Source organism: Bradyrhizobium sp. (assembly GCF_050014615.1).
In the GTDB taxonomy this organism is placed as follows: Bacteria; Pseudomonadota; Alphaproteobacteria; order Rhizobiales; family Xanthobacteraceae; genus Bradyrhizobium.
The window spans coordinates 1-13,413 of the sequence record NZ_JBEKCZ010000172.1 but is presented as its reverse complement, the minus strand read 5'-3'; the positions used below and the strand labels follow the sequence as shown (position 1 = coordinate 13,413).

Here is a 13,413-nt window from a genome sequence, read left to right as displayed (position 1 = left end):
ACTTACTAATCAGTTCATAAGTATCTTCACATTTGTTGTGTGATTTGCTATTGTTATGGGATGGCGAAACTGGATGCACGCAAGCTCGATCACGGGACGCTGGAGCAGATCCGAATTCGTGCGGTCCAGCGAGTGCAGGCGGGCGAGAGCCCGGAGGTGGTGATTCGTGCCCTCGGATTCTCGACGCGCTGCATTTACAGTTGGCTGGCGATGTACCGTGCCGGTGGCTGGGATGCGCTCAAGGCGAAGCGGATTTCGGGGCGTCCGCGCAAACTCGCAGCCCGCGATCTGCAGTGGGTTTACCGCACGGTAACTGGTAAGAACCCGCTGCAGTTGGGTTTCCCGTTTGCGTTGTGGACACGCGCGATGATCGCCAAATTGATCGTCAAGCGCTGTGGGGTACGCCTGAGCCTGGCGTCGGTGGGCCGATTGCTCGCGCAGTTGGGTTTGACCTGCCAGAAGCCGCTGTGGCGGGCCTATCAACAGGATGGTTCACGGGTCGAGCAGTGGCTAAAGAGCGAGTACCCGCGGATCCGCGCGCTGGCGAAGCGGGAAAAAGCGGAGATTTACTTCGAAGATGAGTCCGGGGTGCGCTCTGACTTCCACAGCGGCAGCACCTGGGCGGTCCGCGGCCAGACGCCGATCGTGCGCGTCACGGGCCAACGCTTCAGCCTGAATATGATCTCGGCGATCAGTCCCCGCGGAGCGCTGCGGTTCATGGTCGTCAAAGGCGGCGTGGGTACGCAGGTGTTTATTCAATTCCTCAAGCGCCTGATGCACGGTCAGCGCCGACCGGTGTTTCTGATCGTCGATGGCCATCCGGCGCACCGCTCCAAACTGGTCAAGGCGTATATCGAGAGCCTCGCAGGCAAGCTGCGCTTGTTCTTCCTACCGCCGTATTCTCCCGAACTGAACCCCGACGAACTGGTCTGGAACGACGTGAAGAATAATGCCGTCGGCCGATCCCGTCATGATGGGCCAGAAGATCTGCGTCGCGCTGTCCTCGGCAGGCTTCGTTTCCTGCAGAAGCGTCCCGACCGCGTCCGCAGCTTCTTCCAGGCCCCGGAGACTCGCTACGCCGCTTGAAGCATGAAGATACTTATGAACTGCTTAGTATAACCGATCTGACCACCGGCGAGACCGCCAGACGTCGAATGATTTGCAGTTGTCTGCGCAGTCGTGAAAAGCCAGTCCGTCTGCCCCCAACCACCACCGCCGTTGGCGCCGATGTAGAAGCCCGTCCAGTTGTAGACGGGCTCAGGCACGATGACCGGTGCTTTAGTGTAGGTCCGCGCAGGCAGATCGGCGGCCAGTACAGGACCAGCGCCGATTGCGACAAGCGCGACCACACCAAGCATAATCTTTTTCATAAAATCTCTCCCGTCTGGAAATTGAATTTCAACGGGAATTTTAGCCGATCTCAACGGGGAAAATGTACCCCAAATGCAACAGCCGCGCGGAAAGAGAAGATAGGGCAGTCCGACTGACTCAACCGAAGCGGCGCTTTTGCACATTTGAGGCGTGCCGAGCCACTCTGCACGAGCCACTCTGCAATTGTCTGCTTGTGGGGAAGATCGGAAGTGATCGGTTGCCTCGGGCAACGCGGGAGGTGGACCAAGGTTCACCCGACATGCGCCGCCGATTTCAACGCCTGCGCAAGTCCCTGCGGATCGTCGGTGCCGATGCGCCGAACATCGCTGGACTTCAAACGCAGTTCGACGGCGTCGAGGCCCGAGACATTATAGAGCCGGAAGCCCGTGCCCATCCTGATGCCGAAGCCGTTCCACCAGTGGTTACGCACCGCGGCGACCGTCTGGATTTCGCTCAGTGGAACCCGGTAGGCCCAGAACCCCGGGCCGAAATGCCAGCGCAGTTCGTTGTCGCTCACCTCGACTGTCAGAGACGAGAACACCGCCGCAACCGCGATGAGCAGAATCAGAACGGCCGCCAGCTGCCATTGCCCGCTCCACCACATCATCACGGCAACGAGTGCCGCGAGGAGCAGACAGACAACGATCGTCAACGTGCCCCGCTGGGTGTGATGATATTGCATGGCCATAACCCTCCTGCCTGCAAACCGCGCCTGCAACCGCCGGCGTTTTTCAGGCTGTTGATCATATCGCGCGTTGGTCGCTGGAACCCGTGCCCGGGTTCAGCGCACGGGGGCTCCGGTTTGACCGGGAAATTTGACGAGAAGATCGAGAGTTCGTTCTCTGATTTGCCCGTCGGGCAGTTTGCTGATGCCGGCGTCCAACAATGTCCAGCTCCTTTTTCAAAAATATTCTGATTTTCCGAAGACCCAAATCACTTCACTCTCCGTCGCTGTCTCGTCCCACTCGAGGGGCGTATCGCGATCGTCACGGACGCGGGGCGGGATGCGGTGGACGCGGGCAGCGCACTTGACGAAGGCGCGGGTCTGCGGACGGCGAAGTCGTGTGGTCCTGACGCCTCGACGCTGGCGTTCAAGCTTGCGGATTTAATTCGCAGGCGACGGTGACAAGAAAGCCGATCACCGAGGAGAGCGCGAAGGAAACCGTTAAAACCATTGCGTGCGGGGATGCCGGGTGATTTCCGGTGCGACCGCTGTGAATACTCGTGTGCTCTCTTCACCACCAATTCGCACACGAGGCTGCGGGGTGCACTGGGCACCCGGCATTCCCCACGCCCTCTGTCGGGCGTTTAGGATTTTTTTGCACAACTCGGGCGCATCGCGCCGCGGGAATGCGGATTCATGTTTGGAAGTAGAATCCACAGCCGTCATCGCCCGCGAAAGCGGGCGATCCAGTAATCCGAGGCGTCGGTGATGGAATCGAAAAGCCGCAGCGTACTGGATACCCCGCATGCGCGGGGTATGACGACTTGTTGTGGTGTGGCGCCGTGCACCGAGCTTTCGTCGTCCCGGCGAACGCCGGGACCCATAACCACAGGTGTTCGTTATGAAGCAATGCGACTACAACATCGTCTAAAACGATGGGCCGCAGCGTATGGGTCCCGGCGTGCGCCGGGACGACACCGTCGCGGCGACGAAGTGCCAACGCTCCCGCAATCAGCTCGCCTTCACCCCGTACGCCGCCATGAACATCTGTGTCGCGCTTTCGACCACCTGCGTGATGCGCTCGGGCGACGGCGGCGGGGCGGCCTGGAAGATGAACGGCAGAAACAGCGACGCCTGGCACATCAGCGGGAATTGCGAGGCCGCGAGCTGGCAGTCGTCGATCGCAAGATCCTTCGCGGCCACGCGCGCCTCGAGATAGGCGGCGAGGCTGTTGATGGTTTGCTCCAGCACGCGTGCGTAGTAGCGGCGGCCGACATCGGGCATCCGCTCGGCGATCGCCATCACGGTGCGGATCGCCGATCCGCCGCCGGGCCGGCAGATCAACTGGATATAGCTCTGGCCGAAATCCCGCAGCGTGGTGGGGACGTCGCGTCCGGGGTCGAAGTTGAACGACAACCGGCCCTGTTCGAGCGTTTCCTGCTCGACGATGGCTTCGAACAGCCCGCACTTGTCGGCGAAATAGACATACAGCGTCCCCTTGGAGACGCCGGCGGCGCGGGCGATTTCGCCCATGCTGGCGCCGTCAAAGCCCAGATCCATGAAAACCTTGCTGGCGCCGGCCAGAATCTGGCGGCGTTTCGAGCTGTCCTCGTCGCCGACGGCGTGGAGGCTGGGATGAGGGGCTGCAACCATTGGTTTAGCTTCTCCGGAAAAATCACGGTCCCGGAAAGGTCCGGGAAAGGACTTCCACTTTATGATTTAGAATATAGCTTGACCGAACCGTTCGGTCAATGATAATTTCAGAACTGACGATGCGGCAGGGGGCTGTTTTGGGCCTGGCTGGCATCGCGACATTTTAGTCAGGAGGCCATTATGGCCGCAGCAAGAGACCAGGCCGCGCGTATCCTTCGACCCGAGCCGAATCCGGCCGAGGGCGAGCCTGTGCGCGACGCTTCGGCAGCGTTGGCCGAGTCACTTCGCGCCCAGCTTTCGGAAGAGACCGCGCGCCGCCCCCTCGAGGTGCCGGAACGGCCGGCCATCGGCCAACCGCCGGCCGCGGCCACGGTTGCTGCCGGAACCGCCGCGCCGAAATCCGGCAAGCGCAAAAAGATGGTCCTGATGGGGGTCGGCCTTTTGCTGGCGCTCGCCGCCGCGTCCTATGGCGTGCATTATTTTCTGGTCGGACGTTTTCTGGTCTCTACCGACGACGCCTATGTCCGCGCCAATGCCACCACGCTCGGCGCGCGGGTGTCGGGACATGTCGCGACCATCATGGCCGGCGACAATACGGTGGTTCGGGCCGGCGAGGTGGTCTTCAAGATCGATGACGGCGATTATCGCATCGCGGTCGATGCCGCCCGCACCAAAATTGCGACCCAGCAGGCCACCATCGACCGGGTCGGCCGGCAGGTCGCCGCCCAGGAGAGCGCGGCGGAGCAGGCCAAGGCGCAGCTCGCGTCCGCCGAAGCCGGATTGAAGCGGGCCGGGCTCGACTTCGACCGCCAGCAGGAGCTGAGCAACAAGGGCTTTGCCTCGCGTGCGACCTTTGAACAGTCGGAAGCCGGGCGCGATCAGGGCGTCGCGGGCGTGAGATCGGCTCGCGCCGCCTATGATTCGGCGGTGAGCAATGTCGAGGTCGCCAGGGCGCAGCAGATCGAGTCCCGCGCCCTGCTGGCCGAACTGCAGACCGCGCTCGCCAAGGCCGAACGCGACCTCGACTTCACCTCGGTGCGCGCGCCGGTCGACGGCACCTTCTCCAACCGTCTGGTCTCCACCGGCGACTTCATCGTGGTCGGGCAACGGCTCGGCAATGTGGTGCCGCTCAACGACGTCTTCATCGATGCCAACTTCAAGGAGACCCAGCTCAAGCGGATCCGTCCGGGCCAGCCGGTGACGATCTCGGTCGACGCCTATGGCCATCGCAAATTCGCCGCCATCGTCGACAGCATCTCGCCCGCGGCCGGTTCGGTATTCACGCTGCTGCCGCCGGACAACGCCACCGGCAATTTCACCAAGATCGTGCAGCGGCTTCCGGTCCGGCTTCGGGTGCCGAGCGATGTCGCGCGGCAGAACCTGCTGCGCGCGGGCATGTCGGTCTATGCCACGGTCGATACCAGCGAAGGCGCCAAGGATGCCGACAGCAATGCCGATCTCGATTCGCCGCTGATGATCCATCCGCAATAAATACTGGGAAATATTGGCATCGGGCGGTGCGCCAGATGCGTTCAGGTCCAATGCGACAACGTCTGAGTTGAGCAAACCATGGCTGACGCCACCACCGCTCCACCCGTAATGATGAATGCCGCGGCGGCGCCGTCCGAGCGCATCGCGCCGCGACGGCTGATTGCGTTCCTGATCATGGTGTTCGGGATGTTCATGTCGATCCTGGACATCCAGATCGTCTCGGCGTCGCTCACCGATATCCAGGCCGGCCTGTCGGCGAGTTCGAGCGAAGTGTCGTGGGTGCAGACGGCTTATCTGATCGCCGAGGTGATCGCGATCCCGCTGTCCGGCTTCCTGTCGCGCGCGCTCGGCACCCGATTGCTGTTTGCGATTTCCGCCTGCGGCTTCACGATCGCGAGCCTGCTGTGCGGGTTCACCTCGTCGATCGAGGAGATGATCCTGTGGCGCGCGATCCAGGGCTTTCTCGGCGCGGGCATGATCCCGACGGTGTTCGCATCGGCCTATACGGTGTTTCCGCGCTCGAAATTTTACATCGTCGCCCCGATCATCGGTCTGGTCGCTACATTGGCGCCGACCATCGGCCCGACGGTGGGCGGATTCATCACCGACGCGATGTCGTGGCACTGGCTGTTCTTCATCAACGTGGTTCCCGGCATCGGCATCACCATCGGGGTGCTGATGCTGGTCGATTTCGATCAGCCGGATTTCAAATTGCTCGATCATTTCGACTGGTTCGGGCTGATCGCGATGGGGGGATTTCTCGGCGCGCTGGAATATGTGCTCGAGGAAGGGCCGCAATATGAGTGGATGCAGGACACCTCGGTGGCGATCTGCGCCTGGGTTTGCGGGATTTCCGCGATCGCCTTCTTCTACCGCGTGCTGACGGCGAAGGAACCGATCGTCGACATCAGGGCCTTCAACGACCGCAATTTCGCGATCGGCTGCCTGATTTCGTTCTGCGTCGGGATCGGCCTTTACGGGCTGACCTACATGTATCCGCGCTATCTCGCCGAGGTGCGCGGCTACAGCGCGCTGATGATCGGCGAGACCATGTTCGTCTCCGGCGTCACCATGTTCCTGACCGCGCCGATCGTGGGACGGCTGATGCAGAAGGTCGATATGCGCCTGATCATCGCTGCCGGCCTCGTCATCTTCGCGCTCGGCTCCTACCAGATGACGTGGATCACCCGTGACTATGATTTCTACGAACTCATGGTGCCGCAAATCCTGCGCGGCATCGGCATGATGTTCGCGATGGTGCCGACCAATAACATCGCGCTCGGGACCCTGGCGCCCGATCGGGTCAAGAACGCCTCGGGGCTGTTCAACCTGACGCGCAATCTCGGCGGCGCGGTCGGGCTCGCCGTCATCAACGAGGTGCTGAACGATCGCACCGACCTGCATATCTCGCGGTTGCAGGAACGGGTGAACTGGGGCAATGCCACCGCGACCGAAACGCTCAACATGTTCACCCAGCGGCTGCAGGGCATGGGCGACGCCGCCGTCATGGCGATGAAGCAATTGTCGCAGATCGTTCACCGCCAGGCGGTGGTGATGGGATATGGCGACGCCTTCTTCATGCTGACGCTGTTCTATTTCGGTCTCAGCCTCTTGGTCATGCTGTTGAAGAAGCCGGCCGCACTTTCTTCCGCATCATCCGCGCATTGAGTGGCGAGATATTGTCTGCCGCGGCGGTTCATGCTTGAACGTCGCCATGATGCGCGGCCTTTCCCTCTCACACCTGACGTCGCTTGCGCGTGTGCAGGCGGCGTCGGCGCGATGGATCGCGGCCGCGCTGCTGCTGACGTCGGTGGCGTGGCTTGCGGCTTTGGCGGGATTGCTGGCGCTGGCCGGTCGGGTTCATGACGATGTACCGGCGCTGCTGGCGGTCAAGCTGCCATTGTTGCGGTCGCGGCCGGAATTGATCTTCGCCGGCGAGAGCCGCACGGTCTATCAGGTCGATCCCAACCTGGCCGCGCAACTGATCGGCAAGCCGCCGGGCAGCGCGGTCAATCTCGCCTATGATGCCGGCGAGCCGCTGGCGCTCGAGGCCGCGATGCATCGAATGCCCGATCGCTTTCGAAGCGCCCATGTCGTCGTCAGCGTCGCGCCGTTCCTGTTCAATGAAGGCGTGCGATCGGCCGCCGTCTATCCGCAGGACGTCGCGGCGCGGCTCGGCGTCACCGAGCTGATGGCGTCGTTCCTGCCGCTGCGCGTGGGCACGCTGATCCGCTTCATCCGCGAAGCCTTCAACGCGCGGCTGGTCGCCGATCAGCACACCGCCGATCTCGGCGCCCAGCCCGTCGCCTTCGGTCTGAAGATGATCGACCGCAGCCAGCCCGACGATCGCTGGCCGGCGGAGATCGGCTCGCACGCGCATTACGCCAACTGGGATATTTCGGGCCCGAAGGCGCGCTTCGAGATCGGCGCGTTGTGCGACATGGTGGCGTTGACGCGGCAATTGACCGTCGTGATCCCGCCCTGGGCGCCGCGCTACGACCGCGCCCGCGATTCGCAATGGCGGGACAAGGATGATCAATACACCGCACTGGTCACCGAGGCCGGCCGGCGCTGCGGCTTCGCGGTCCTCACTATCCAGTCGATCGCGGGGCTGGAGCAGGGCCATTACGCCGACGAGATGCATGTCAACGCTTCGGGCGTGCCGATCTACACGCGCTATCTCGTGTCGCGGCTGAAGCGTTAGCCGGGCGCGATGCTGTTCAGCTCCTACACGTTCCTGTTTCAATTCCTGCCGGCCACCGTGCTGGCCTTTGCCGCGGCGCGACGGCATTCCCCGCGCGCCGGCATCCTGGTGCTGGCCGGCGCGTCGCTGTTTTTCTACGGCGCGTGGCGGCCGGTCTATCTGCTGCTGCTATTGGCCTCGGTCGCGGTCAATTTCGGACTGGGCTTGCGGATGGAGGATCCGCTTCGCCGCCGCGCCATCGGCACGTTCGGTGTCGTGCTCAATCTCGCGGTGCTGTGCTATTTCAAATACACCAATTTCATCCTCGACAGCCTGAATGCGCTGACCGGCGCGCCGCTGCCGTTCGTCAACATCATCCTGCCGCTCGGCATATCGTTTTTTACCTTCCAGCAGATTGCCTATCTGGTCGATGTGATGCGCGGCGCCAAAGTCGAGCGCGACATCGTCAGCTACACATTATTCGTGTCTTTCTTCCCGCATCTGATCGCGGGCCCGCTGGTGCACCATGCCGAGATGATCCCGCAGTTCAAGCGCGGCCGCACCGGACGCTCGTCGGTGCTGGCGGCGCGCGGGCTCGCGATCTTCGCCGCCGGTCTGTTCAAGAAAGTGGTGATTGCCGACAATCTGGCGCAGTTCGTCTCGCCGGTGTTCGCGCATCTCGATGCCGGCGGCGGCGTCACCACATCATGGGCATGGCTCGCGACGTCGGCCTATACGCTGCAGATCTATTTCGATTTCTCCGGCTATTCCGACATGGCGGTCGGGCTCGCGCTGTTGTTCGGCATAAGACTGCCGGTGAATTTCCGTTCGCCCTACAAGGCGGCCTCGATCATCGAGTTCTGGCGACGCTGGCACATCACGCTGTCGCGTTTCCTGCGCGACTACCTCTACATTCCGCTCGGCGGCAACCGGCTCGGCGAGCAGCGCCGCTATCTGAATCTATTGGTGACGATGCTGCTCGGCGGGCTCTGGCATGGCGCGGGCTGGAATTTCTTGATCTGGGGCGGCCTGCATGGCCTCTATCTCTGCGTCAATCATCTCTGGCTGGCGTGGCGCGGTCGCCAGGCCGCCGCTTCGGCAGGCGGTGTGCTGGCAACAGGACTCGCAAAACGGTTCGCAAAAGGAATCTCTTGGGCGATCACGTTGTTTGCCGTGGTCTTCGCCTGGGTGTTTTTCCGCGCCAGGACTCTCGATGGTGCGTGGCAGATGCTGGGCGGCCTGTTCGGGTTTGCGGCCGGCAGTTCCGCTTATGCATCGCCCGGCATCCTGCGGCTGATGGATTTGCCGCTGCTGGTGGGCGAGCCGCTTCTGTTGCTGATCGGTGGTGGCGCGGTGGCGCTGGGGCTGGCGGTCGCGATTGGCCTGCCCAATGTTCCGCAGCTATTCGGCTATCGCGAATACCGCCGCGCGCCGGAGCGATCCAAATTGCTGCGCTGGCGGCCGAACGCAGCCTGGGCCTTGTTGTCGGCGCTGGCACTGGCGATCTCGCTGTTCGGCATGTGGCAGCGGTTGGAATTCCTGTATTTTCAGTTCTGAGCCCAAGGGTCCGCTTTGACGATCTACTGCAGACCGAGGCTGCTCCACACCAGGCCGACCCCGGACAGAAACAACAGGCCGAGCACGACATCGCGGAAATTATTGTCGCTCAGCGCGTGATAGGTCCGCGCGCCGAGCCAGGCGCCGAGTATCGTCGCCGGCATCGCCAGCAACGCCAGCCAGACGATTTCCCTGGTGATCAATCCGGCGCCGATCTCCAGACAAAGTGCCGCGCTCAGTACGGTCCAGTTGAAGGTCTGGAACACGCCGCGCCGCTCGTCCTTGCCCCAGCCGCGCACGCTGGCCCACAATATTGGAATGGGGCCCGACAGACCGGCCAGTCCGCCGAGGATCCCGCCGGCGAATCCGATTCCAGCGTCGGCCGCCTGGCCGCCGACGCTGAACGCCATCGGGCCGCGGTTGAAATACAGCGCCGCCGGAAACACCAGCAGCAGCACGCCGACACTCAATTTGAAACTGCCGGGATCGGCATAGGCCACCAGCATGGTCCCGAGCGGCACGCCGGCAAGACCGCCCAGCAGAAAGGGCCAGACCAGCTTGAAGTCGATGGACCGCCAGATCGACGGCAGCGTCGAGGTTTGCGCGACGATGGAACAGATCAGGACAAGCGGCACGACGACCGAAGGCGGCAGCACATAGAGCCAGATTCCGAGCGCCATCAGCGCGGTGCCGAACCCGGCGAGACCGGACACGAAGCCGCCGGCGAGCGCGCCAAACAACACCAACGCGACAGCGATGGTACTCATCGATGCCGCACGCGCGGCGCGCTTTGTCTATTCACGCTTACTGGCCGTCGCGACGCCGGGGTCCGAACAATTCCGTGTACAGATCGGTCGTCGGCCCGTTGCTCGAGATGCCGTAGGCCGAGGGAGTGTCAGGCTCAGACGGAGGCTGCGGCGGGGCCGGCTGTTGCGCGACCTGGGTGGTGACGGGTGCAGGTGCGGCGGCAGGCTGAACCTGCCGGCCCGTTGCGGACGCCGTCGCACGCTGACCCTGGCGGGTCGTCGCGGATGCGGTCGCGGGTTGAACCGGCTGGGTTGCGGCGGGTGCCGTGACCGGCTGAATCTGCTGCTGGGCCACCGCCGGAGACGCAGTTGCGGGCGCGGTCGCATTGGCGTTGTCGCGTCGGCTGGAACCGAACAACTCGGTGTAAAGGTCGGTCGTCGGTCCGTCACTCGCGATGCCGTAGGCGGTATGATAGGGGGCTTCGCCCGAAGCCTGAGCGCCGGCCGCGGAGTTCGACGCGGCATTGCTCATGCGCGAATCCGCGCAGCCGGCGACCGTGATCGCGGCGGCGGCGAGTACGGCCATGACACGGATGCAGCGCGAGTAGCGGTTCAAGACGGTTCCCCCGGGACCGGGCCGGTCCATGCTCCAGCATTAATGCCAAGGTATGGCGCCCGCAAGGCAAACGGGGGTGGTCGAATGGCGAGGGGGCCGGCGTGTTGGCGCCGAACCCCTCATTTTGGTCTATCAAGACGCGTTTTCTTGACGCGAACCGGAAGTCCACTTCGCTCGAAAACGCTTTAGAGCATCAGCCAGCCTGTAAGCCGGGTTTTGTAGGGCATCGCCGGCTTGCGCCAACGATACGTGACGGCCATTCCTCTGGGACAATGTTTGCACATTGCCTCGAGCAACCTACCCGGACGGCGAGCCTGACAACGCCCTGCGGTGTTATCGCCTTGCGACGAACATTCCCGCGTTGCCGTCCCTATTCGGTCTTGCTCCCGGTGCGCTCTTACCGCACCTTTTCACCCTTACTGCGCCATCGCCCCGAAGGGGCAAGGCGAGCGGTTCGTTCTCTGTGGCACTGTCCCTGGGGTCGCCCCCGCCGGACGTTATCCGGCACCGTTTGTCGATGGAGCCCGGACTTTCCTCCCCAGCCACCTTTCGGTGATTGCCGGAGCGGCCGTCCGGCCGACTGACCCCTTAAGGCATGAGGGCTCGGGGCGGCCGCGTCAAGGCGATTACCTCGCCGGTGGCGGCTAAAATAAATTATCCTGAAGATGTCGTTTGACGACCGGTCCGCTCGACTGGATGTCGGCAAGCCAGCCGATCAAAGTCAGCCGATCAAAAGGAGTTAATGCGATGCAGTATTTATTGATGATCTATCAAAACGAAGCCGAACTCGGCGCCAGGATCGGCGCGGACCGCCAGAAGGTGACGGCGGAATATGGTGCCTTCACCCAGTCCATCATCCAGAGCGGCCATTTCAAGGCCGGTGACGGGCTGCAGCCGACCACGACCGCGACCACGGTGCGTGTCCGCGACGGCAAGACCCTGACGACGGATGGTCCATTCGCGGAGACCCGCGAGCAACTTGCCGGCTATTATCTGGTCGAAGCCAAGGACCTCGATGCCGCGCTCGCCATCGCCGCGCGCATTCCCGGCGCCAAGTGGGGTTCGATCGAGGTCAGGCCGGTCATGGTGTATGATAACTAGCGTGGGAGTCATTCCGGGGCATCGTGGAGCGATGAACCTCAGATGTGCAATGGCACATCGGGAAATCACGAGGTTCCGGGTTCTACGCTTCGCGTAGCCCCGGAACGACGGTGTATCCGAGTAGCGATCTCATGACATCGATCGAAATCGAAAAGATATTTCGCGACGAGGCGGCGCGGGCGCTGGCAACGCTGATCCGTCTCGTCGGCGATTTCGATCTCGCGCAGGACGCGTTGCAGGACGCCTTTGCGGTCGCGCTGGAGCGCTGGCCCGCCTCCGATCCGCCGTCCAATCCACGGGCGTGGCTGGTGAACGTCGGACGCAACAAGGCGATCGACCGGATCCGCCGGCAAGTCACCATTCGCGACAAGCAGTCGGAATTGACGCACGAATGGCTCAACAACGCCGCCGCTTCCGACGCTGCCTTCGAGTCTGATGTGCTCGACGACGACATGCTGCGGCTGATCTTCACCTGCTGCCATCCCGCCTTCGCGGCCGAGGTCCAGGTCGCGCTGACGCTGCGCACGGTCTGCGGGCTGACCACTGCGCAGGTCGCTCGCGCGTTTCTGGCCAGCGAAGATGCGATGGCGCAGCGCCTGGTGCGCGCCAAACAGAAAATCCGGCTCGCGGGAATTCCCTACGAGGTGCCGGACCGCGAAGCGCTTGCGCCGCGGCTGCGCGGCGTGCTCGCGGTGATCTATCTGGTCTTCACCGAAGGCTATGCGGCGACCTCGGGCGAGGATCTGATGCGGCCCAGTCTGGCGCGCGAAGCGATCCGGCTGTGCCGCCTGCTCGATGTCCTGCTGCCGCAACGGCGCGAGATCAAGGGATTGTTCGCGCTGCTGCTGCTGCATGACGCGCGCCGCGCCGGGCGCGAAACCGCGGGCGGCGATATCGTGCTGCTGGAAGAACAGGATCGCGGACTGTGGGACCATGGACAGATCGCCGAAGGTCTCAAACTGGTGGAGGACGCTCTGCAGTTGCCGGGCCCGCCGGAGTCCTATGCGGTGCAGGCCGCGATCGCGGCGCTGCATGCGCGGGCGCCGAATTACGGCGATACCGATTGGCCGCAGATCGCCGGGCTCTATGAAGTGTTGCTGCGGATCAGCCCGTCGCCTGTGATCGAACTCAATCACGCCGCCGCGCTCTCGATGGTGGACGGACCAGCCCGCGCGCTGGATCTGATCGACGCGCTGGAGGCGCGCGGCGGACTTGACGGCTATGAATTATTGCCCGCGGTCCGCGCCGATCTGTTGCGCCGGCTCGGCCGCCACGATGCGGCCCGCGAGGCCTATCTCGCGGCGACGGCCGCGACGCAGCTTGAGCCGCTGCGCCGGCTTTACGCGCGGCGGATGGCGGAAATGGAAGGGAAGTAAGTGATGCCCGGCTCGTTATTTCCTCGTGATTGCGAGGAGCCAACGGGTCGCGCGAATGCGCGCCCGATGACAGGCTCCGCGACGAAGCAATCCACACTTTCCCGGCCGCTTGATGGATTGCTTCGCTTGCGCTCGCAATGACGCCTGAGCGAGTT

The 13,413-nt window shown here is 63.2% G+C and carries 12 protein-coding genes and 1 other RNA gene; 7 read left to right on the top strand and 6 right to left on the bottom strand.

What is annotated here, in order from left to right; genetic code table 11:
* Positions 1-60 precede the first annotated feature (60 nt).
* The gene (locus ABR948_RS22965; RefSeq protein ID WP_428122452.1) at positions 61-1,086 is read left to right on the top strand and encodes an IS630 family transposase; all 1,026 of its coding nucleotides are present in this window, start codon (positions 61-63) and stop codon (positions 1,084-1,086) included.
* Here the strand turns inward: ABR948_RS22965 and ABR948_RS22960 are convergent.
* The 3 genes from ABR948_RS22960 to ABR948_RS22950 all read right to left on the bottom strand — a co-directional run bounded on the left by ABR948_RS22960 (position 1,074) and on the right by ABR948_RS22950 (position 3,688).
* A complete protein-coding gene (locus ABR948_RS22960; RefSeq protein WP_428122450.1) occupies positions 1,074-1,370 on the bottom strand; it encodes a hypothetical protein in 297 nt (98 codons plus the stop codon). The two genes, ABR948_RS22965 and ABR948_RS22960, sit on opposite strands and share 13 nt — an antisense overlap.
* A 251-nt stretch (positions 1,371-1,621) precedes the next feature.
* On the bottom strand, positions 1,622-2,053 hold the full coding sequence (locus tag ABR948_RS22955) for a hypothetical protein (protein ID WP_428122448.1): 432 nt from the start codon (positions 2,051-2,053) through the stop codon (positions 1,622-1,624).
* 993 nt (positions 2,054-3,046) lie between these two features.
* On the bottom strand, positions 3,047-3,688 hold the full coding sequence (locus tag ABR948_RS22950) for a TetR/AcrR family transcriptional regulator (RefSeq protein ID WP_428122446.1): 642 nt from the start codon (positions 3,686-3,688) through the stop codon (positions 3,047-3,049).
* A 180-nt stretch (positions 3,689-3,868) separates the two neighbouring features.
* On the opposite strand from ABR948_RS22950, the gene ABR948_RS22945 reads away from it, so the two are divergent.
* The 4 genes from ABR948_RS22945 to ABR948_RS22930 all read left to right on the top strand — a co-directional run bounded on the left by ABR948_RS22945 (position 3,869) and on the right by ABR948_RS22930 (position 9,419).
* The gene (locus ABR948_RS22945; protein WP_428122444.1) at positions 3,869-5,179 is read left to right on the top strand and encodes an HlyD family secretion protein; all 1,311 of its coding nucleotides are present in this window, start codon (positions 3,869-3,871) and stop codon (positions 5,177-5,179) included.
* Between the two features lie 78 nt (positions 5,180-5,257).
* Positions 5,258-6,847 carry a DHA2 family efflux MFS transporter permease subunit gene (locus ABR948_RS22940; protein WP_428122441.1) on the top strand — a complete coding sequence of 530 codons (1,590 nt, stop codon included), beginning with the start codon at positions 5,258-5,260 and terminating at the stop codon, positions 6,845-6,847.
* A 46-nt stretch (positions 6,848-6,893) separates the two neighbouring features.
* The gene (locus ABR948_RS22935) at positions 6,894-7,883 is read left to right on the top strand and encodes a hypothetical protein (RefSeq protein WP_428122439.1); all 990 of its coding nucleotides are present in this window, start codon (positions 6,894-6,896) and stop codon (positions 7,881-7,883) included.
* Between the two features lie 9 nt (positions 7,884-7,892).
* Positions 7,893-9,419 (top strand): MBOAT family O-acyltransferase, encoded by a 1,527-nt coding sequence (locus ABR948_RS22930; RefSeq protein WP_428122437.1) that lies wholly within the window; start codon positions 7,893-7,895, stop codon positions 9,417-9,419.
* Between the two features lie 23 nt (positions 9,420-9,442).
* Here the strand turns inward: ABR948_RS22930 and ABR948_RS22925 are convergent, their stop codons facing one another.
* The 3 genes from ABR948_RS22925 to rnpB all read right to left on the bottom strand — a co-directional run bounded on the left by ABR948_RS22925 (position 9,443) and on the right by rnpB (position 11,365).
* Positions 9,443-10,186 (bottom strand): sulfite exporter TauE/SafE family protein, encoded by a 744-nt coding sequence (locus tag ABR948_RS22925; RefSeq protein ID WP_428122435.1) that lies wholly within the window; start codon positions 10,184-10,186, stop codon positions 9,443-9,445.
* A gap of 37 nt (positions 10,187-10,223) precedes the next feature.
* Complete coding sequence (locus tag ABR948_RS22920) at positions 10,224-10,781, bottom strand: hypothetical protein (RefSeq protein WP_428122432.1); 558 nt, start codon at positions 10,779-10,781, stop codon at positions 10,224-10,226.
* A gap of 189 nt (positions 10,782-10,970) precedes the next feature.
* An RNA gene (gene rnpB, locus ABR948_RS22915) (RNase P RNA component class A) lies at positions 10,971-11,365 on the bottom strand.
* Positions 11,366-11,528: 163 nt separating this feature from the next.
* Here rnpB and ABR948_RS22910 point away from each other — a divergent pair.
* The gene (locus tag ABR948_RS22910; RefSeq protein WP_428122430.1) at positions 11,529-11,882 is read left to right on the top strand and encodes a YciI family protein; all 354 of its coding nucleotides are present in this window, start codon (positions 11,529-11,531) and stop codon (positions 11,880-11,882) included.
* Positions 11,883-12,013: 131 nt separating this feature from the next.
* Entirely contained in the window at positions 12,014-13,258 is a 1,245-nt protein-coding gene (locus tag ABR948_RS22905) for an RNA polymerase sigma factor (protein ID WP_428122428.1), read from the top strand.
* Positions 13,259-13,413: the final 155 nt, after the last annotated feature.

What these genes read in the sequence shown, in the direction of transcription:
- ABR948_RS22910 (WP_428122430.1), top strand. Translation starts at nt 11,529, where the DNA reads ATGCAGTATTTATTGATGATCTATCAAAACGAAGCCGAACTCGGCGCC.
- ABR948_RS22965 (WP_428122452.1), top strand. Translation starts at nt 61, where the DNA reads ATGGCGAAACTGGATGCACGCAAGCTCGATCACGGGACGCTGGAGCAG.
- ABR948_RS22940 (WP_428122441.1), top strand. Translation starts at nt 5,258, where the DNA reads ATGGCTGACGCCACCACCGCTCCACCCGTAATGATGAATGCCGCGGCG.
- ABR948_RS22955 (WP_428122448.1), bottom strand. Translation starts at nt 2,053, where the DNA reads ATGCAATATCATCACACCCAGCGGGGCACGTTGACGATCGTTGTCTGT.
- ABR948_RS22905 (WP_428122428.1), top strand. Translation starts at nt 12,014, where the DNA reads ATGACATCGATCGAAATCGAAAAGATATTTCGCGACGAGGCGGCGCGG.
- ABR948_RS22950 (WP_428122446.1), bottom strand. Translation starts at nt 3,688, where the DNA reads ATGGTTGCAGCCCCTCATCCCAGCCTCCACGCCGTCGGCGACGAGGAC.
- ABR948_RS22960 (WP_428122450.1), bottom strand. Translation starts at nt 1,370, where the DNA reads ATGAAAAAGATTATGCTTGGTGTGGTCGCGCTTGTCGCAATCGGCGCT.
- ABR948_RS22945 (WP_428122444.1), top strand. Translation starts at nt 3,869, where the DNA reads ATGGCCGCAGCAAGAGACCAGGCCGCGCGTATCCTTCGACCCGAGCCG.
- ABR948_RS22930 (WP_428122437.1), top strand. Translation starts at nt 7,893, where the DNA reads ATGCTGTTCAGCTCCTACACGTTCCTGTTTCAATTCCTGCCGGCCACC.
- ABR948_RS22925 (WP_428122435.1), bottom strand. Translation starts at nt 10,186, where the DNA reads ATGAGTACCATCGCTGTCGCGTTGGTGTTGTTTGGCGCGCTCGCCGGC.
- ABR948_RS22935 (WP_428122439.1), top strand. Translation starts at nt 6,894, where the DNA reads ATGATGCGCGGCCTTTCCCTCTCACACCTGACGTCGCTTGCGCGTGTG.